General features: G+C 57.5%; 23 protein-coding genes. 22 read left to right on the forward strand and 1 reads right to left on the reverse strand.

The genetic code is table 11. The features are described from left to right. Positions 1 to 43 precede the first annotated feature (43 nt). The 19 genes from SCT_RS06560 to SCT_RS06655 all read left to right on the forward strand — a co-directional run bounded on the left by SCT_RS06560 (position 44) and on the right by SCT_RS06655 (position 12486). A complete protein-coding gene (locus SCT_RS06560; RefSeq protein WP_059420662.1) occupies positions 44 to 1033 on the forward strand; it encodes a KpsF/GutQ family sugar-phosphate isomerase in 990 nt (329 codons plus the stop codon). Positions 1034 to 1035: 2 nt separating this feature from the next. Then, positions 1036 to 1557: a 3-deoxy-manno-octulosonate-8-phosphatase KdsC gene (kdsC, locus tag SCT_RS06565; RefSeq protein ID WP_059420664.1), complete on the forward strand. Its 522-nt coding sequence runs from the start codon at positions 1036 to 1038 to the stop codon at positions 1555 to 1557. A gap of 31 nt (positions 1558 to 1588) precedes the next feature. Further along, positions 1589 to 2164, forward strand: coding sequence for an LPS export ABC transporter periplasmic protein LptC (gene lptC, locus SCT_RS06570; RefSeq protein WP_059420666.1), 576 nt, complete (start codon positions 1589 to 1591; stop codon positions 2162 to 2164). Between the two features lie 100 nt (positions 2165 to 2264). Beyond that, complete coding sequence (lptA, locus tag SCT_RS06575) at positions 2265 to 2813, forward strand: lipopolysaccharide transport periplasmic protein LptA (RefSeq protein ID WP_237759619.1); 549 nt, start codon at positions 2265 to 2267, stop codon at positions 2811 to 2813. A gap of 59 nt (positions 2814 to 2872) precedes the next feature. After that, complete coding sequence (gene lptB, locus SCT_RS06580) at positions 2873 to 3595, forward strand: LPS export ABC transporter ATP-binding protein (RefSeq protein ID WP_059420668.1); 723 nt, start codon at positions 2873 to 2875, stop codon at positions 3593 to 3595. 49 nt (positions 3596 to 3644) lie between these two features. Then, the gene (locus tag SCT_RS06585) at positions 3645 to 5087 is read left to right on the forward strand and encodes an RNA polymerase factor sigma-54 (RefSeq protein WP_059420674.1); all 1443 of its coding nucleotides are present in this window, start codon (positions 3645 to 3647) and stop codon (positions 5085 to 5087) included. A 20-nt stretch (positions 5088 to 5107) separates the two neighbouring features. Then, complete coding sequence (gene hpf, locus SCT_RS06590) at positions 5108 to 5434, forward strand: ribosome hibernation-promoting factor, HPF/YfiA family (protein WP_059420676.1); 327 nt, start codon at positions 5108 to 5110, stop codon at positions 5432 to 5434. Positions 5435 to 5489: 55 nt separating this feature from the next. Continuing rightward, complete coding sequence (locus SCT_RS06595) at positions 5490 to 5936, forward strand: PTS sugar transporter subunit IIA (RefSeq protein WP_059420889.1); 447 nt, start codon at positions 5490 to 5492, stop codon at positions 5934 to 5936. A gap of 2 nt (positions 5937 to 5938) precedes the next feature. After that, entirely contained in the window at positions 5939 to 6889 is a 951-nt protein-coding gene (hprK, locus tag SCT_RS06600) for an HPr(Ser) kinase/phosphatase (RefSeq protein WP_059420678.1), read from the forward strand. Positions 6890 to 6932: 43 nt separating this feature from the next. Then, positions 6933 to 7772 (forward strand): RNase adapter RapZ, encoded by an 840-nt coding sequence (gene rapZ / locus SCT_RS06605; protein ID WP_059420680.1) that lies wholly within the window; start codon positions 6933 to 6935, stop codon positions 7770 to 7772. Further along, the gene (locus SCT_RS06610) at positions 7772 to 8140 is read left to right on the forward strand and encodes a NusG domain II-containing protein (protein WP_059420682.1); all 369 of its coding nucleotides are present in this window, start codon (positions 7772 to 7774) and stop codon (positions 8138 to 8140) included. Before rapZ ends, SCT_RS06610 begins: the two co-directional genes overlap by 1 nt. Positions 8141 to 8243: 103 nt before the next feature. Beyond that, positions 8244 to 8840, forward strand: a complete 597-nt coding sequence (locus tag SCT_RS06615; RefSeq protein WP_059420686.1) for a Gx transporter family protein — start codon at positions 8244 to 8246, stop codon at positions 8838 to 8840. Between the two features lie 12 nt (positions 8841 to 8852). Continuing rightward, a complete protein-coding gene (locus tag SCT_RS06620) occupies positions 8853 to 9437 on the forward strand; it encodes a surface-adhesin E family protein (RefSeq protein WP_059420687.1) in 585 nt (194 codons plus the stop codon). A gap of 32 nt (positions 9438 to 9469) precedes the next feature. Then, a complete protein-coding gene (locus SCT_RS06625; RefSeq protein WP_059420689.1) occupies positions 9470 to 10087 on the forward strand; it encodes a flavin prenyltransferase UbiX in 618 nt (205 codons plus the stop codon). After that, a complete protein-coding gene (locus tag SCT_RS06630; RefSeq protein WP_059420692.1) occupies positions 10087 to 10623 on the forward strand; it encodes a pyridoxamine 5'-phosphate oxidase family protein in 537 nt (178 codons plus the stop codon). Before SCT_RS06625 ends, SCT_RS06630 begins: the two co-directional genes overlap by 1 nt. A gap of 12 nt (positions 10624 to 10635) precedes the next feature. Further along, positions 10636 to 10863, forward strand: coding sequence for a hypothetical protein (locus SCT_RS06635; RefSeq protein WP_059420697.1), 228 nt, complete (start codon positions 10636 to 10638; stop codon positions 10861 to 10863). A 34-nt stretch (positions 10864 to 10897) separates the two neighbouring features. Further along, positions 10898 to 11242: a hypothetical protein gene (locus SCT_RS06640; protein ID WP_059420700.1), complete on the forward strand. Its 345-nt coding sequence runs from the start codon at positions 10898 to 10900 to the stop codon at positions 11240 to 11242. A 269-nt stretch (positions 11243 to 11511) separates the two neighbouring features. Beyond that, positions 11512 to 12069: a hypothetical protein gene (locus SCT_RS06650; protein ID WP_059420892.1), complete on the forward strand. Its 558-nt coding sequence runs from the start codon at positions 11512 to 11514 to the stop codon at positions 12067 to 12069. 63 nt (positions 12070 to 12132) lie between these two features. Next, positions 12133 to 12486: a hypothetical protein gene (locus tag SCT_RS06655; protein ID WP_059420704.1), complete on the forward strand. Its 354-nt coding sequence runs from the start codon at positions 12133 to 12135 to the stop codon at positions 12484 to 12486. Between the two features lie 46 nt (positions 12487 to 12532). On the opposite strand, the gene SCT_RS06660 is transcribed toward SCT_RS06655, so the two are convergent. Further along, positions 12533 to 13636: a hypothetical protein gene (locus SCT_RS06660; RefSeq protein ID WP_059420706.1), complete on the reverse strand. Its 1104-nt coding sequence runs from the start codon at positions 13634 to 13636 to the stop codon at positions 12533 to 12535. Positions 13637 to 14776: 1140 nt separating this feature from the next. Between SCT_RS06660 and SCT_RS17055 the strand changes: the two genes are divergently transcribed. The 3 genes from SCT_RS17055 to SCT_RS06665 all read left to right on the forward strand — a co-directional run bounded on the left by SCT_RS17055 (position 14777) and on the right by SCT_RS06665 (position 16803). Continuing rightward, positions 14777 to 15016, forward strand: a complete 240-nt coding sequence (locus SCT_RS17055) for a hypothetical protein (RefSeq protein ID WP_144408234.1) — start codon at positions 14777 to 14779, stop codon at positions 15014 to 15016. Positions 15017 to 15157: 141 nt separating this feature from the next. Next, the gene (locus tag SCT_RS17060) at positions 15158 to 15496 is read left to right on the forward strand and encodes a hypothetical protein (protein ID WP_144408235.1); all 339 of its coding nucleotides are present in this window, start codon (positions 15158 to 15160) and stop codon (positions 15494 to 15496) included. A gap of 410 nt (positions 15497 to 15906) precedes the next feature. Beyond that, positions 15907 to 16803, forward strand: a complete 897-nt coding sequence (locus SCT_RS06665; RefSeq protein ID WP_059420708.1) for a DMT family transporter — start codon at positions 15907 to 15909, stop codon at positions 16801 to 16803. Positions 16804 to 16827 lie beyond the last annotated feature (24 nt).

Raw genomic sequence — 16827 nt, forward strand, 5'->3', positions numbered from 1 at the left:
GGGCGATAGGCAATAGCCTGTATGGTTTAGTATACTTGCGCGGATGAACGCAACCGAACCGACATCCAACCGCAACGCTCTCGACCTGGCGCGCCAGGTACTCTCTATCGAAGCCAAGGCAGTAGAGGCGTTGATAGGCCGACTCGACGACAAATTCACCAGCGCACTACAACTGATTCTACACTGCCGGGGAAGAGTTGTGGTTAGCGGCATGGGCAAATCCGGCCACATCGCGCGCAAGATCGCCTCGACCATGGCCAGCACCGGCACGCCGGCCTTCTTCGTCCACCCTGGCGAGGCCAGCCACGGCGACCTCGGCATGATTACGGCGGATGACGTGCTGATCGCCCTGTCCAATTCCGGTGAGAGCCCGGAACTGCTCACCATTTTGCCGATCGTCAAGCGCAGGGGAGCAAAGCTCATCGCCATGACCGGCAATCCTGCTTCCTCGATGGCGAGGGAAGCTGACGTACACCTCGATGTCAGCGTGGCGCAGGAAGCTTGCCCCTTGGGGCTGGCGCCGACTGCCAGCACCACCGCGGCGCTTGCTCTGGGGGATGCACTGGCAATCGCGCTGCTCGACGTGCGTGGCTTTGGCGCGGAGGATTTCGCCCGCTCCCACCCCGGCGGTGCGCTCGGTCGGCGCCTGCTGGTGCATGTCGGCGACCTGATGCACAGCGGCGATACCCTGCCCAAGGTACCGGAAACAGCGCTGCTCACCGAGGCGCTGCTGGAAATGTCGCGCAAGGGCCTGGGCATGACCGCAGTGGTGGGCGACTCAGACCGCCTGCTCGGACTGTTCACCGACGGCGATCTGCGCCGCGCTCTCGACAAGACGTTCGACATCCGTGCCGCCAGGGTTGCCGAGGTAATGACCCGTAACCCGCGCACGATCGGCCCGGACAAGCTGGCGGCGGAGGCAGTGCAGATGATGGATCAGCACAAGGTCAACGGGCTGCTGGTGGTGGACGCGGATGACCGACTGGTCGGCGCGCTGAATATGCATGACCTGCTGCGAGCAGGGGTGGTTTAAATATGGATGCTTTCGAACACGCAAAAAAAATCAAACTCGCCATCTTCGACGTGGATGGCGTGATGACTGACGGCAGCCTCTATCTGGCCGATGATGGCCAGGAATACAAGGCTTTCAATTCTCTCGACGGCCACGGCATGAAAATGCTGAAACGCTCCGGTGTCGAGCTGGCGATTATCACCGGTCGAACCTCGCAGCTGGTAGCGCTGCGCGCCATCAACCTGGGCGTGACCCATCTCTACCAAGGTGCAGAGGACAAGTTGTCCGCCTTTCTCGAACTGCTGGAGAAATCCGGCCTCGACCCGGATGCATGCGCTTACATGGGAGACGATGTGGTGGATCTGCCGGTGATGCGCCGCTGCGGCCTGGCTGTTTGCGTTCCCGCCGCCCCGGCGCTGGTCAAGCAGCATTCCCATTACATCACTCAACTGCCCGGTGGCGGTGGTGCCGTACGCGAGCTGTGCGAACTGATCATGCAGGCGCAGGGAACTTTCGAGATGCAGTTGGCACCTTATCTGAAATGATCTTTCTGACTCGCTTTTTCCAACCGGGCTGATGCGCGACCGCCTCACATTCTGGTTCCCGGCCGGTCTGCTGGTGCTGCTGGCGATGCTATCGTTCTGGCTCGACCGCACCGTGCAGCCGCCGCAGCCGAACAATGATGGCAGCAGCCGGCATGACCCTGACTATACCGTGGAAAATTTCACTGCCACGCGCATGGGCATGAACGGACTACCCCACCATACCCTGACCGCCACCAAGATGGTGCATTACCCGGATGACGACAGCACCCATCTCGACATGCCGCATTTCACCCGCTTCGAGAGCGGAATGGCCCCGATACACGTCCAGTCGGCCAAAGGCCTGCTGTCGAAGGAAGGGGAACACGCTTATTTCACCGGCAATGTTGTGGTCACGCGCGAAGCTTTCGACGGCAAAAGCACCTTGACGCTCACGACCAGCTACCTGCATGTTATTCCGGACAAGGATCTGGCGCTGACCGATAAGCCTGTTAACATTCGGGATGCACATACCAATGTCGACGCCGTTGGTTTAGAATTGAACAACAAAACCCACGTGATGAAACTGTTTTCGCACGTCAAAGGCCGTTATGAAAACCCCAACCGATAAAGTAAAACTCGCGAAGCGAGACCTCGTCCCTCTCTCCCTCTGGGAGAGAGCTAGGAGAGAGGGGAAGCTTTCGCTTTTCCTCTGCCTGTGGACAGCTTTATTGCTGGCAGCCACGCCCTGGGCTCATGCGGAAAAAGCGGATCGGAACAAGCCCATAAACCTGGAGGCGGATACCGCCACTGTGGACGATGCCAAGAAAATCAGCATCTACGAAGGCAATGTCATTCTCACCCAAGGCACGCTGCAAATCCGCGCCAACAAGCTGGTGGTCACGGAGGATGCCGAAGGTTTCCAGCTCGGGACGGCTTACGGCAACCTGGCCAGCTTCAGACAAAAGCGCGAAGGCTACGACGAGTACATCGAAGGCTATGCCCTACGCATCGAATACGACCAGAAGAAGGATCTGGTGCAGCTTTTCAGCCAGGCACGCATGAAGCGCGGCCTGGATGAAGCACATGGAAATTATATTTCCTATGACGGCAAGACCGAATTCTTCCAGGTCATCGGCGGCAAGGAAACCGCCACGGCCAACAACCCGCGCGGCAGGGTTCGCACGGTGATACAGCCGAAGCAGAAATCCGCAGCGCCAGCCACCGGGGCTGCCACGCTGAAACCTGCCGAAAATATCGCCAATCCACGAGAAGAATAGAAAGTGCTTAGTGCTAAATCCTGAGGAAAGCTCGGGACTCGGGACTCGGAACTGCATTTATGAGTGAACTGATCGTCCAAGGCCTGAAAAAGCGCTACAAATCGCGCCAGGTAGTGAAAAACGTTTCGCTGGATGTTTCCAGCGGCGAAGTGGTCGGTTTGCTCGGGCCGAATGGCGCGGGCAAGACCACCAGCTTCTACATGATGGTGGGACTGGTGCCGCTGGATGGCGGCAGCATCCGCCTCGACGGCGAAGAGCTGAGCCACCTGCCTATCCACCGCCGCTCCCGGCTGGGTTTGAGCTACCTGCCCCAGGAAGCATCGATCTTCCGCAAGCTGACGGTATCCGAAAACATCCGGGCGATCCTCGAACTGCAAGCGCTAGAGCCGGGGCAGGTTGAACAGCGCCTGGACGATCTGCTGCACGAGCTGCATATCAACCACCTGCGCAACAACCCGGCGCTTTCCCTCTCCGGCGGCGAGCGCCGACGAGTGGAGATCGCCCGTGCACTCGCCACCCAGCCGCGCTTCATCCTGCTGGACGAGCCCTTTGCCGGGGTTGACCCTATTGCCGTGATCGATATCCAGAAAATCATCCGCTTCCTCACCTCACAGAACATCGGGGTGCTGATCACCGACCATAATGTCCGGGAAACCCTGGGAATTTGCGACCGCGCCTACATTATCAATGACGGCGAGGTGCTGGCCAGCGGAAATCCCGATGAAATCGTTTATAATGAAAATGTAAGAAAAGTTTACCTGGGAGAACACTTCCGGATGTAACGGTGAACCCGCTCCAGGCACCGTACCTGCACTCTCCCGGGAAAAAAATATGAAGCACAGCCTACAACTCAAACTTTCGCAACACCTGACCCTGACGCCGCAGCTGCAGCAGTCCATCCGGCTGCTACAGCTGTCGACGCTGGAACTTGACCAGGAACTGGACACCTTCACCCAGGAAAATCCATTCCTCGAACGTGTGGAAAGCACAGGCGATACGGAAAGTGAAGAAGTATCAGATACCAGTGGCGGCAAGCCGGATGAGTTCACCACACAGCCCGCCTCCAGCGGCACTGCCGACGAATCCCCCGCCGAACCGGCCTCACTTGCCGAAAACGATTGGGATCAGGATAGCCCGTGGACTGCGCATGACGATGAAGAGGATAGCGACTACTCTTCGCAACGTGCCGAAGCAGTGGATCTGCGCGATCACCTCAACTGGCAGTTAGGTCTCACTTCGCTGTCCGAACACGACAAGCGAATTGTCGCCTTGCTGATCGACGCCCTCGACGAAGACGGCTATCTCACCCAGAGCCTGGATGAACTCGCCGCGCTATTGCCGCCCGAACTGGAGATCGAACCGATCGAGCTGCACACTGCGCTATACCACCTGCAAAACCTCGATCCGCCCGGTGTCGGCGCACGGAACCTGGGGGAATGCCTGGCTTTGCAACTCGAAATCCTTCCGCCTGAAACCCCCTATAGAGAGCAAGCTCTTTCCCTTGCGAAGCAGCACCTTAACCTGCTGGCTGCGCACGATTTCACCAAACTGAAAAAATTGCTGCGCCTCGACGACGATGGCCTGCGTGCCACCCAGAGCTTGATCACCGGTCTCAATCCGCGCCCCGGCGCCGCCTTCGCCAACCTGGACACACGCTACATCCAGCACGACGTCGAGGTGAAGAAGGTCAAGGGCCTATGGGTCGCCACCCTGAACCCGGAGGTCATGCCCAAGCTGCGCATCAATCGCATGTACGCCGACATTCTGCGGCGCAACCGCGAAAGCAGCGGGCAGCACCTGTCGAGCCAGATGCAGGAAGCGAAATGGATGATCAAGAACATCCAGCAGCGTTTCGAGACTATCCTGCGTGTTTCCCAGGCCATCGTCGAGCGCCAGCGGAATTTCTTCGAACACGGCGCCGTAGCCATGCGCCCTCTGGTACTGAGAGAGATCGCCGAAGCGGTCGAACTGCATGAATCCACCATCTCGCGCGTCACCACACAGAAGTATATGCTCACCCCACGCGGCACGTTTGAGCTCAAATATTTTTTCGGCAGCTCCTGCGCCACGGAAACCGGTGGCGCCTGCTCATCCACTGCTATCCGTGCGCTGATAAAACAGCTGGTGGCGGCAGAAACCCCGCAAAAACCCCTTTCCGACAGCCAGATCGCAGATATTCTGGCAAAACAGGGCATAGTCGTTGCCCGACGCACCGTAGCAAAGTACCGCGAGTCCATGCAAATCCCCGCGGTCAGTTTCCGCAAGACCCTTTAATCAACCCGAAGGAGCATCAAATGAACCTCAATGTTACCGGCCACCACGTTGAAGTGACCCCCGCCATCCGCGATTACGTCACCGACAAGCTCGGCAGGGTTACCCGCCACTTCGACCACGTCATTGACGTCAACGTCATCCTCGCAGTAGAAAAACTCGTACAGAAAGCCGAAGTAAACGTTCACGTCAGCGGCAAGGATATTTTCGTAAAATCCGAGGATGCCGACATGTACGCTGCAATCGACAGCCTGGTGGACAAGCTCGACCGCCAGATCGTCAAGCACAAGGAAATGAACGGCGGCCCTAACCGCGGCAGCGGCGGCAAGCACCAGCAGATCGCCGAGTAACACATTGCGCGGCGGCAACAAAAATTACCGCCGCGCCAAGCCAAAAAACCCGGATATGAGTCACCTCGCCAGCATACTGCCCCCAGGCAACGTCCTCTGCGGCCTCGACGTAGGCAGCAAGGCACAGCTATTCGAAGAAGCTGGACGGCTGTTCGAAAACAACCTGCAGCTAGCGCGCAAGAAGGTGATCAACAGCCTTATCACGCGTGAAAAACTCGGCTCCACCGGACTCGGCTTTGGGTTCGCCATCCCGCATGGCCGGATCAAAGGCCTGAGTGTCGCCACTGGCGCTTTCTTCAAGCTGAAAACACCCATTTCCTTCGATGCACCCGACAGCCAGCCGGTCAGTATGTTATTCGTCCTGCTGGTACCGGAGCAGGCCACTGACCTGCACCTGCAAATCCTCGGCGAACTGGCGCAAATGTTCAGCAATCGCCAGCTGCGCGAGAAATTGCAGGCCAGTAACGATCCTACAGAAATCTATCAATTGCTAACGGCGTAGCCATGTCACAAATAAGCGTAAAGCAGTTGTTCGACGAAACCCACGATAAGCTAGGGATAGTCTGGGTCGCCGGCATGGAGGGCGGAGCCCGCCAGCTCACCGGTGAAATCGTGCAAAAGCCGACCCTGGCACTGATCGGCCACCTTAATCTGGTCCATCCCAATCGGGTACAGGTGCTCGGCTGCGCAGAAATGGACTACCTGCGCAGCTTGGATCAGGCTGCCCTGACTCAGGCCATCAGCCATCTATTCTCCACCGAGCTTGCCGCAATCATCGTCGCAAACAAGGAGCCAGTACCGGAGGTACTGCTAGATGCCGCCAACCACACCCAGACACCGCTGTTTACCTCGCCGCAACCCAGCCCCTACCTGATGAACGTGCTCAACCACTACCTCACCCAGGTACTGGCCGAGTCCATCTCCCTGCACGGCGTTTTTCTGGAAGTACAGGGCATGGGAGTGCTGATCACGGGTGAAAGCGGCATCGGCAAAAGCGAGTTGGCGCTGGAGCTGGTGACCCGCGGCCACCGCCTGATCGCCGACGATATAGTGGACTTCTACCTGGTTTCGCCGGAAACCGTGGAGGGACGCTGCCCAGCGCTGCTGCAGGATTTCATGGAAGTTCGCGGCCTCGGCGTGCTGAACATCCGCATGCTGTTTGGCGAGACCTCGGTAAAACCAAAGAAGAACATCAAACTGATCGTCAACCTGATCAAATTGTCCGAGCTGATAATTTCGTCGCAGGACCGGCTACAAATCGAAGAGCTCAGCCAGAACATCCTTGACGTGGAAATTCCCAAGGTACGCATCCCCGTTGCGGGGGGCCGCAACATCGCGGTGATGGTGGAAGTCGCGGTGCGCAACCACATCCTGCGCAAGCGCGGGATCAGCAGCACGCGCGAATTCGTCGAGCGGCACGAACGCCTGATGGCAGGCGCGAGGGAAGAAGAATGAACAACGCACCCTCACCCCTCACTCATCACCGCTCACCCTGAAAATGCAACTCATCCTGATCAGCGGCCTCTCCGGCTCCGGCAAAAGCATTGCTCTTACCGTGCTGGAAGACTGTGGATTTTACTGCGTGGACAACCTGCCGGCGCAACTCCTGCCCAACATCGCCGGCTACCTTGACCGGGCCGGCCACGCGCGCATCGCCATCAGCGTCGACGTGCGCAGCAGCGGCACGCTCGATCAGCTGCCGCAAATCATTACACAGATCAAGGAACAGGGCTTTGACCTGCGCCTGCTGTTTCTGGAAGCGAAAACCGACACCCTGGTCAAGCGCTTCAGCGAAACGCGGCGACGCCATCCCTTGAGCAGCGACCAGTTCACCCTGAAAGAATGCATCCAGCTCGAGCGCGACCTGCTCGAACCGGTGGGCGACCTCGGCCACCGCATCGACACCAGCGACCTGAATCCCAACACCCTGCGCGCCTGGATCAAGGAATTCGTGGATTTCGACCGTTCCCGGCTGACCCTGCTGTTCCAGTCCTTCGGCTTCAAGCACGGCATTCCGCTGGACGCCGATTTCGTCTTCGACGTGCGTTGCCTGCCCAATCCCCATTATGACCCTGTGCTGCGCCCACTTACCGGCAAGGATGCCGCGGTTGCCGCCTTTCTGGAAAGCGATGCCAGCGTACAGAAAATGCTGGGCGACATCCGCCGCTTTGTGGAAGACTGGCTACCCTGCTTCATCCGCGACAACCGCAATTACCTGACCGTCGCCCTGGGCTGCACGGGTGGTCAGCATCGCTCGGTGTATTTCGCCGAAAAACTAATGGAACATTTCCACACCGACGGGCAGCAGACGATGGTGAGGCATCGCGAGCTGAGCTGATGCTGCGCCTGATAAAAACCGGCGACTGGCTGGTGCTGCTTGCCGGCATGATCATCACGGCCTGGCTGTTTGCCGCCCTGTGGCAAGGCCATGCTGCCAACAAAGCGGTAGTACGCAGCGGCGGCAAAGTGGTAGCCGAACTCAGCCTGTCTGAAAACCGCAGCTACCTCGCCCATGGCCCGCTCGGTACCAGCCGCATCGAAATCCGCAACCGCCGCGCCCGCGTAGCCGAAGACCCCAGCCCACGCCAGTACTGCGTCAAACAGGGCTGGCTGAGCCAAGCCGGGGAAGCCGCACTGTGCCTGCCCAACCAAGTCAGCCTGGAATTGACCGGTGCGAAGAAATTATATGATTCACTTAGTTATTAGATTGATAGGGTGGGCACCGCCTTTGTGCCCACGCGGAAATAACTCCCTCTCCCCAACCCTCTCCCGCCAGCGGGCGAGGGGGCAAACGTGAAGGGCGCTTGTTTTGACTCGCTCGGTTATTAACATCCAGACCACCCCCGAAGACCACCGCATCGCACAGCTGTCTGCGTTCGCCATTGGTCTTTCCGTGATGGAAGCTGTCATCCCCTCGCCGCTGCCCGGCATTAAGCCGGGACTGGCGAACATCGTCACCCTGCTGGTACTGGAGCGTTTCGGCCTGCGCGCTGCCGTGTGGGTTTCGCTGCTACGGGTAGTGGCGGGCAGCCTGATCCTCGGCACCTTTCTTTCCCCTTCATTCGTCCTGAGCTTTTCCGGGGCGGCAGCCAGCCTCGCCGCGCTGGCGCTGGCGCGACATCTGCCGAGAAGATGGTTCGGTGCAATCTCTCTCAGCATCATCGCCGCCTTCGTCCATATCGCCGGGCAAATGGCCGTAGTTTACCTGTGGCTGATCCCGCATGCCGGCATCCTCTACCTCGCCCCGATTTTCGCCGCCGCCGCGCTGCTGTTCGGCACCGTAAACGGACTGATCACCGCCAATCTCCTGGCCGAGGGCGAGGAATCCATCCCCGCCCGGACGCCGCAAATTCAAAACAAGTGCCTTTCACGTTTGCCTCCTCTCCCGCTTGCGGGAGAGGATTGAGGAGAGGGTTTCATGGCTAACGGGCAATCTCGGACGAAGCGCGCACTCCTGCTGATTCTTACCTGCCTGACAGCCGCATCATCTGTCGCGACCGCGGCCGAATGGGTGAAGATCCACACTGCAGCCGATCCAAACCTGTACTTTTACGACCGATCCAAGCTGTTCCTGAATGACGACGAGATCACCTACTGGAAGAAAGTGATTTTCATAACGCCTCAACCCTTCAAGGACAAGCTCATTGCCAGCGCCTTGTACCGCGAGCGCATCCACTGCTCCGAGCACACTCTCAAGCTGATCAGCTACCTGCTCTACACCCCGGCAGGAGAACTCTTCGAATACGCCCCGACCAAGGAAGGCGACCCCGCCCCGATCATCCCGGACAGCCTCGGCGACGTCTTCGAAAAAGCCCTCTGCACGCTGGTCCGACAAAAACATGAGGAAGACCGGCAAAGGGCCGAGGCCAAAGCAAAGGCAGAGGCTGCGGAAAAAATGGCGGCAGAGGAAGAGGCCAGGCTCAAGGCTGAAGCGGAGGCAACTGCGGCCACCAACCCGCAGCCTGCAGCTCCCCCGCCCGACACATCCGCACCGCAGCATTGAGCGCGCCGCTTACCTGGCCTACAATCAGAAAGATGAAAACCCATAACAAGACCATCACCCTGGCGCTGACCGGCGCTTCCGGCATGCCCTACGCCCTGCGCCTGTTGCAATGCCTGCTGGAAAGCGGCAGCCGGGTCTACCTGCTTTACTCCCAGGCAGCACAGATCGTGGCGAAACAGGAAATGGATCTGACCCTGCCTTCCCGCCCGCAGGAGGCGCAGCAGATGCTGTGCGAACGCTACAGCGCATCGCCCGAACAGCTCAAAGTGTTCGGCCGCGACGAATGGTTCGCCCCGGTGGCTTCCGGCACCAACCCGGCCGACGCCATGGTGGTTTGCCCCTGCACCATGGGCACGCTCGGCTCGATTGCAGCGGGTCTGTCCGACAACCTGATCGAGCGCGCCGCCGACGTGATGCTGAAGGAAAACCGTAAGCTCATCATCGTGCCGCGCGAAGCGCCATTTTCTGTCATCCATCTCGAGAACATGCTGAAACTGGCCCGCGCCGGCGCCGTCATTCTCCCCGCCAACCCCGGCTTCTACCACCACCCCCAGAGCGTGGACGAAGTGGTGGACTTCATCGTGGCGCGCATCCTCGATCATCTCGGCGTCGAACACCAGCTGATGGCTCGCTGGGGTGGAGACGAATAATGGCCAAGTTCTACCCACAACTCGACGATAACCTCAAAGCCTTCATCGCACGGCAGCACATCTTTTTCGTCGCCACCGCTCCCGATGACGGACGCATCAACCTCTCGCCCAAAGGGCTGGACGGCTTGCGCGTACTGGACGACAGGCGCGTGGCCTATCTCGACCTCACCGGCAGCGGCAACGAAACCGCCGCCCACCTGCTGGCAGACGGGCGCATGACGCTGATGTTCTGCGCCTTCGAGGGCAGCCACCTGATCCTGCGCCTGTATGGCCGGGGGCGCGCCATCAGGCCGGGCGATTCCGAATGGGCTACGCTCGCAGCGCAATTCCCCACCCTGCCCGGCACGCGCCAGATCATCCTGCTCGACATCGAATCGCTGCAAACCTCCTGCGGTGCAGGCGTGCCCCTCTACACCTATACTGGAGAACGCGAGGCTCTGCTGCGCTGGGTGGAAAAGAAAGGCGAACAGGGCGTGCGCGACTACCAGTTCGAAAAGAACCGGATCAGCATAGACGGCCTGCCGACCGGACTTTAAAAGGAAAACATCATGAAACACATCGGACTGATAGTATTACTGCTAACCACGGCGCTGCTCACCGCCTGCGAGGAAAAACCCTACAAGCCGCCGGTACCGCACACTGAACCGGACAAATCCGCCGCCAAGCTGTTCGCGCCGCAGCGCGAAGCGCTGGACAAGGCCAAGGGCGTCGGGAGGACGGTCGAACAGGCGAGCCAGGAGCAAAAAGAAGCCGCCGAAAAGGCCGCCGGCTATTAAGCGCCAGATTTCCTTGGTCTGGAATAGTTAGCCTATGATTCGACTCACTGAATCACTAAACTCCTGGGGAACCCCTGATTTTGAGGACATCCTCAAGTCGGAAATCGAGCAACTGGGTGCTGACCAGCTACCCTTGCAGCAGGGATTATCAACCAGCAGCTATGCCCTGGATGACAAACTCAAGGTGCGAATTATCAGCCTTTCCGAGAAAGCCGGTTTTATAAGTGCAAAAGTCGGTATTTTTTATTTCGGGATTACTCCCGGCTGCAGTTGTGCGGATGACCCCACGCCGGTCGAAGAACAGGCCGAATACTGTGTGGTGCAGCTTGATATCAATAAAATGACGGCCGAAACGACGGTAGCTCTTCTGGCGGAATAAGCATGGTTTATAGATCTGACCCATTCACGCAGTCGTTTTCCTCCTGACCCAATATATCCAAAATTTCCACTTGCATCGGCGCACGTAGCGGAAGAAAATTTGCATGCAACCTATCGGCACAGTAGCCGACGCACATGACTTGCGTTACTTGTCTTCTTTTTTTCTGCTGAAAACAATCGGCAGCCAACTGTTTAATTTCAGTCCCATTTTGTATCATGAACCATGTATGCCGTGAAGCATGCCCTGAAAAATTTCGAGGGATCGACGAAGTGTCCAAATTACTTTCTGACCAGAAACAGCAAATCGTGCAATTCCATGCGGCCTTGATTAATAACGTGGTGATGGCTTGCCAGAACCGGGCGCTCCTGCCCCAATTGGAACAGATGCTGGAAATGACCGCCAAGAGCGGTTGGGCTACCTTGGTGGCGGTGATCCGCCAGGTGGTAAACGGCAAGCGGGATACCAGCGTGCTATTGGGGCTGGATGAAGAGGACCGCACAATTGTCGAGACCATTCTGTGCGGGATTCAAGACCCTTCCACTTTGCCTGACCCTAATGCCAAGCCTGATGCCAGCCTGGCCGCACCAGGACTCGCCGCCATGATCGATGCAGCGGGGAAAGGCAGCCCAGAAGCATTGCATATGCTGGCCAACATGGCTGAACAGATGGTACGGGCTGGCGGCGACATGGCCAAACTGGGCGGCATGATGCGTAAACTCGTGGGCGGTGAACGGGATGCCGACAAGCTGGCCAAAGGCATGAGCGTGCAGGGGCAAGAACTAGTGTATTCGATACTGACTGAACTGGGTAAGCTGGCCAGACATTAAATGCCGCACCCTATCGATTGATGGTGCTGCCTTTGCTGTCGCCGGACACCCCAAGGGAGGAACATGAGCCTCGTCAAGTTTCGCAACAATCTTCCTTTTTCGGGGGTAGCGATAGAACCCGGCACACCTTTGTGGCAGATCGTGCCAACGCATGGTGAGGACGGGCGCCCCTTGGCAGATTTCATGATGCTGATACCCGGATTGCGCAGCCGTCCCCAGTACGCCATCAACACCACCCTGAACAATCTCCAGAAAGCCCTGGAACAGCACGGCGAAGTCGTCTTCGTTAATCTCAATCTAAAGATCAATGTGCTGTGGGTTTCGGTCAATTGCCGGCCGGGAATCATTCTGGAGCTGGTTACATCGATTCAGCGCCTGGTTCCTGAAGCATTGCTGGTTGCGCAGAAACCGGATTGATCTGGTTCGCCTGGACTACAGATAACTTTTTGAGAATTTAGCCGTGTCAGTTCCCAAATAAGCCCTTGAGCGACTTGAGCACGCTGCCTCCGCCCGGCACCACTGAATCCGCAGCCGCATCGGTGGCCGCATCCCTGGCAACGTCTCCCATCCCGAGCATCAGATTATCGAATCCGCTCACCCGCACTTTCACGGTCCAGATCAGCGGTTTTTTCTCACCGGGCTTGAGCGACGGATAGGCAAAGCCCCTGGTCGGTCCGACCGCCTCCGCCATTGCCATGGCCCCCGATGTCTTCTGGAAAATGCCGGCCGGAATCGTGCAGCTACTCTGGCTGCCCGGCAGCATCGGATTCTTGTTTCTGGCCGCCATCCAGATGATAATTTCCTTGTCGCCGACTGCGCCAACGGCATTCAGGTTATAGCCTTTGGCACGGGAAAGCTGATCCCATTTCAGGGGAATCGCCGCCTTGAGATCGGAACTGCCGGACTTGAAGTTGAGCGCTTCGAGAAAATCCATGTCCTTGTCCAGGGCATAGCGAATCTCCTGCTGCATGAAGCTGGCCTTCACCACATGCTCACCGACTACCGAGGCTTCGGCGGGAATTCCGGTAAACGCATTGTCGCCATACGGCCACCACAGCGTGCGCGGCGGCAGGGTTTCGCCAGCATCGCCACCACCCTTGCGTTTGCGGCTCTGCTGGGCCATCGCCGCCACCTCCGGCGATAGGCGGCTGCTCATGGCTTTCAGGTCGATCACTTCCGGCTGTCCTTTAAGCACGGTCTCACTGCAACCCCAATAAATCAGCATTTTGCCTTCGGGCTGCTCAGACTCCGAACTACCACCACCCCCCGTGCCGCGCCGCTCGCCCTTCAGTGGCAGCGATGGGCCAATACGCATGCCCTCGGGCACGATGTGCTCGGCACTATAGCCGCCGGGAATATCGGCAGGATTGGCCAGCCGCAGATCCATCTGCTTGGAAATGCCTCCCTTGCCGCCGAACATCGCCGACATCATGCCGGTGGCGCCTCCCGCACCCAGTCCCGAATAGCTGCGCAAGTTCATTTCGTAATTGACCGGAGCCGCAAACGCACCCGGAAGATAACTGGCAAATGCGGTAACCAAGGCAATGTGCAAGGCATGCTTATTCATTTCACCCTCCAGCCGAAAGCAATGTGGAAATTCAGAATTATTTTCATAGCATAGACCAGAACGTAGGATGGGTGAAGCGGAGCGGTTGTGCGGTTGCTTGGTTGTGGTTTTGTTCGCTTCGCGGATGCTTAGGTGCCGGGGGTAGCCCGGCGGGCTAGTTGCTTTCTTTAAACGGCTAAAGAAAGTAACCAAAGAAAGCCGCCCCTATCCACCGCCCCTTCGGGGTTCCCTGCGTTGCTCGCCAAGCCGGGCTGCTGCGGAACTCGCGCTATGCGCTCAGACAATCCTCGCAGAAATCTCCCGACTTGGCTGCGCTACTCGGCGGTGGACCAAGGGGACCGAACATCAAAACCACCCCATCTCCATCCTGACCTTCCCCTTGAAGTGGAAGGAACCAAAACAAAACCACCACAACACCATCCCCTCGCCCCAACGGGGAGAGGGCTAGGGAGAGGGGGAGCACGGCGAGACCTCGCCCACAAAACCCAAATCCCCTTCTGCGCCGCTTCGGTTTGGCGGTCTAATTGGGATGAAGGCGAGCACTGTTCGAGCTCCGCGGTGGGGTGCGGGGTGTGCACCCCGCTAGGGCGAGTTGCGCAGCCGCCCAATTTGGCCGTGAAACCGAAGGTAGCCCGCAGGGCCGGCGCGGCAGGGTGCCTTTTTGTTTGGTTACTTGTATTTTGGGCAAGCAAAATAAAGTAACCTGCTGCCGGGCAGCCCCCGGCATCTAAACATTTGCGCGTAGCGCACTCAAAACCCGTCACCGTATAAACCTGCACTGCATTTTCATTCAGCACGATAGCGATTGCGCCTACTCGTACTCCATCCAGACTGCTATCTCTCATCTCATTCGGATGACGCTTGTCAAAATGACAAATAAATCGTTTAATCCAAATCAAGCTAGGCCTGTACAGTGCGAATACTGTAACGCTTCAGGCGCATTGCGCCCGCACTAGATCAAGCAACTCGGTTGCAGATGGGGGTAAGGATTCTGAGGTTGTCGGCATTTGTATTAGGATGTACTAAATTTATGCAACATGATGAATTTATGCTTAAAATTAAATTTTATACAGAAATGGACAAACTTTTGACGCAATGTTTTACGTCAAATAGGTTGTCTACTTTACGTTGGGTGTTTCCATGACTGATAAAACTCCTCCTGATGGAAATGGGCCAAAATACCCTGGTGGTGAAACATGGGTAGACCAATACGATGAGCGACTACATCCTTCACCACGCTTTGCACGGCTTCGCGCATCTTTGACTTGGTGCCGAGAAAAAATACTTGGCCCGATCATTATCGGTCTCGTTCTTCTTGGCGTCGGCGCTCTTGTGAAATGCCAACAGGAATCCCCACCGCATAGCCAACAGCAAAAATAACCGCAAACCAAATGATCTCGTTCATTCTGCACCCCAACCCGGCGTTCAACCGGATCGCGCGGTAAAGCCGCGCTCCCGGTTAACTCTACGTTAGACGTCACGTCACACTACGCCTCCACTCTGTCCTAAGGGATTTTTGACATGGGAAAAGTTATTACTTATGCAAAAAACAACAAACAATGCTTCTGCCAAATCAAATTTGAGAGTGGAGAACGAATTCTTATTTCAATTTCAGGACCACCAAATGCAGCTGTTAAAATTTTTAAACTTGGTTTTTTTGGCACAATACCAATACAAACTGTTTGGGAGTACAGCGCAAAAATAGCTGGCGATTTCGATGCCTATATTCATGGACTTCAACTCATGTTTCCAGAAATAAAGCATCCACTAGATGATATTCGTGACCGACTGCTAGTCTGCACATCTATCTCCGAGGCTAGGAATTATCTACTTACCAACCAAAGAAATGTTGGCGTCTAAACATGTCCCTAAACACGCCTAACCATGCGCTCAAGCTCGCTCCCTCCGGTCGCTGGGACGCGCCTTCGGCGCGCCCCTTAGCTCCACGTTAAAACCGTAAAATCGATGGGTTCAGACTCGCTTGATTGCCATTGATTATTTATTCACCAAATCTGATGGCCCAAACAGAAACATGATTTTGTCATTTCAGGCTTGACACCTCTCCGCCCCTCCCCCGATAATCACCCCATGAATTCCCAATCTCTAACCCTAGTCCGAGTCCGCCCAGTCGCCCGCCTGCACAAGGCGTGCCGCTCTTCGTTCCGTGGCCGGGAGAGTCAGCGTTAAACAGTTTTAGTTTCAGCAGTTTCCCAAAAGGCCACGGACGATCTCCGTGGCCTTTTTGTTTTTTGTCGTTTGAGGAGTATGGAATGTCGCTGCCGCTCGCATTCGTATCAGTGATCCTGATCTGGTCCACCACGCCGCTCGCCATCAAGTGGAGCGCGCTGGGGGTGGGATTCAGCTTTGCGGTGTTTTCACGCATGGCGATCGGCACGCTGCTGTGCGTGCTCCTGCTGGCGGCCTTGCGTATTCGCGTCCCGCTGCACCGCAAGGCGCGACTGGCCTATCTGGCCAGTGGGTTGAGCCTGTTCGGCGCCATGTCGCTCACCTACTGGTCGGCGCAATATGTCTCTTCCGGGCTGATCTCGGTGCTGTTCGGGCTGTCGCCGCTGATTACCAGCCTGGGAGCAGTGTTGTGGCTGGATGAGGAGGCGCTGACCGCCAACAAGATACTCGGAATGGTTCTCGGTATGGTCGGACTGGGACTGGTGTTCCAGGGTGGACTGGAACTGGGGCCGGGTGCATTGCTGGGCATCCTGGCCCTGCTGTGTGCAGTGGCGATGCAGTCGTTCGGCCTGGTGTGGATCAAGCGCATCGGAGACGACAGCCATCCGCTGGCGATGACGCTGGGTACGCTGGCGGTAGGGCTGCCGCTGTTCTTTGCTGCATGGTGGTGGGCGGATGGGAGTTTGCCCGCAGCGCTGCCGCAGCGGGCGCTGATCGCCACCGCGTACCTCGGAGTGTTCGGCTCGGTGCTGGGCTTCGTGCTGTATTTCTACATGATCAAGTACATGGAAGCCGGGCGCGTGGCACTGATCACGCTCATCACTCCGGTCATGGCGCTGTTGCTGGGCCATGTCCTGAACAACGAAGAGGTGCTACCCCAAGTCTGGTTCGGCGCTGCGTTCATCCTGCTTGGGCTGGGTTTGCATCGCTGGGGCATGGGGCGGCTTGCGGTTATGTGGCTGCGGATGGGAGGAAAGTAACCCATATAAGGCGTCAACAAGCAA

The organism is Sulfuricella sp. T08, from assembly GCF_000971475.1.
In the GTDB taxonomy this organism is placed as follows: Bacteria; Pseudomonadota; Gammaproteobacteria; order Burkholderiales; family Sulfuricellaceae; genus Sulfuricella.

Coding starts and splice junctions, on each gene's coding strand:
- SCT_RS06560 (WP_059420662.1), top strand. CDS start 44: ATGAACGCAACCGAACCGACATCCAACCGCAACGCTCTCGACCTGGCG.
- kdsC (WP_059420664.1), top strand. CDS start 1,036: ATGGATGCTTTCGAACACGCAAAAAAAATCAAACTCGCCATCTTCGAC.
- lptC (WP_059420666.1), top strand. CDS start 1,589: ATGCGCGACCGCCTCACATTCTGGTTCCCGGCCGGTCTGCTGGTGCTG.
- lptB (WP_059420668.1), top strand. CDS start 2,873: ATGAGTGAACTGATCGTCCAAGGCCTGAAAAAGCGCTACAAATCGCGC.
- SCT_RS06585 (WP_059420674.1), top strand. CDS start 3,645: ATGAAGCACAGCCTACAACTCAAACTTTCGCAACACCTGACCCTGACG.
- hpf (WP_059420676.1), top strand. CDS start 5,108: ATGAACCTCAATGTTACCGGCCACCACGTTGAAGTGACCCCCGCCATC.
- SCT_RS06595 (WP_059420889.1), top strand. CDS start 5,490: ATGAGTCACCTCGCCAGCATACTGCCCCCAGGCAACGTCCTCTGCGGC.
- hprK (WP_059420678.1), top strand. CDS start 5,939: ATGTCACAAATAAGCGTAAAGCAGTTGTTCGACGAAACCCACGATAAG.
- rapZ (WP_059420680.1), top strand. CDS start 6,933: ATGCAACTCATCCTGATCAGCGGCCTCTCCGGCTCCGGCAAAAGCATT.
- SCT_RS06610 (WP_059420682.1), top strand. CDS start 7,772: ATGCTGCGCCTGATAAAAACCGGCGACTGGCTGGTGCTGCTTGCCGGC.
- SCT_RS06620 (WP_059420687.1), top strand. CDS start 8,853: ATGGCTAACGGGCAATCTCGGACGAAGCGCGCACTCCTGCTGATTCTT.
- SCT_RS06625 (WP_059420689.1), top strand. CDS start 9,470: ATGAAAACCCATAACAAGACCATCACCCTGGCGCTGACCGGCGCTTCC.
- SCT_RS06630 (WP_059420692.1), top strand. CDS start 10,087: ATGGCCAAGTTCTACCCACAACTCGACGATAACCTCAAAGCCTTCATC.
- SCT_RS06635 (WP_059420697.1), top strand. CDS start 10,636: ATGAAACACATCGGACTGATAGTATTACTGCTAACCACGGCGCTGCTC.
- SCT_RS06640 (WP_059420700.1), top strand. CDS start 10,898: ATGATTCGACTCACTGAATCACTAAACTCCTGGGGAACCCCTGATTTT.
- SCT_RS06655 (WP_059420704.1), top strand. CDS start 12,133: ATGAGCCTCGTCAAGTTTCGCAACAATCTTCCTTTTTCGGGGGTAGCG.
- SCT_RS06660 (WP_059420706.1), bottom strand. CDS start 13,636: ATGAATAAGCATGCCTTGCACATTGCCTTGGTTACCGCATTTGCCAGT.
- SCT_RS17055 (WP_144408234.1), top strand. CDS start 14,777: ATGACTGATAAAACTCCTCCTGATGGAAATGGGCCAAAATACCCTGGT.
- SCT_RS17060 (WP_144408235.1), top strand. CDS start 15,158: ATGGGAAAAGTTATTACTTATGCAAAAAACAACAAACAATGCTTCTGC.
- SCT_RS06665 (WP_059420708.1), top strand. CDS start 15,907: ATGTCGCTGCCGCTCGCATTCGTATCAGTGATCCTGATCTGGTCCACC.